Source organism: Streptomyces sp. 13-12-16, assembly GCF_002114215.1.
Lineage (GTDB): Bacteria > Actinomycetota > Actinomycetes > Streptomycetales > Streptomycetaceae > Streptomyces.
In genome coordinates, this window is sequence record NZ_NCTE01001291.1 from 1 (window position 1) to 692 (window position 692).

At 76.0% G+C, this 692-nt stretch carries 1 protein-coding gene; it reads left to right on the forward strand.

Features of this window, described 5'->3' with window-relative positions:
* On the forward strand, positions 1-692 hold a 692-nt coding region (locus tag B7767_RS39560; RefSeq protein ID WP_107486593.1), incomplete at both ends, for a DUF6457 domain-containing protein.

A 692-nucleotide genomic window follows, 5' to 3' on the forward strand; every position in this document is an offset into this window, starting at 1 on the left:
TGGTGCTCACGGCCTGCGCCGACGCCCGGACCACGGTGGTCGTCGCCGCCCCCCGCCCCACCGCACGGCCCGTGATCTGGGCCCGCGAGGAACCTCCGGGCGGCGGCCCCCTGGCCGCGCTCGCCGCCGGACTCCGGCACACCAAGGCCGACCGGGTCGTCCTGCTCTCCGCCGATCTGCCCTTCCTCGACCGCCGCACGGTGCGGGGACTGCTGGCACCCCTTCGGCACGGCACCGCCGACGGCGTGCTGCTGACCGACTCCGACGGCCGGGACCAGCCGCTCGTCGCCGCGTACCGGACCGGGGCCCTGCGCCGCGAGCTGGCCGTGCTCACCGGCCGGCACGGCGAGCTGACCGGGCTGCCCCTGCGCCGGCTGACCGGCTCGCTCGACCTCACCCGTATCTCCGACCCGGTGGCGTCCTTCGACTGCGACACCTGGGACGACATCGCCACTGCCAGGGCACGCATCAGGGAGCATGGACACGTGTTGGATGAATGGATCTCCGCAGTCAAGGACGAGCTGGGCATCGACCTGGACGTCGACACCGGCGTGCTGCTCGACCTCGCCCGTGACGCCGCCCACGGGGTGGCCCGGCCCGCCGCGCCGCTGACCACCTTCCTCGTCGGCTACGCGGCCGCGCGGGCGGGCGGCGACCGGGAGGCCGTCGCCGAGGCGGCCCGCAAGGCCGCG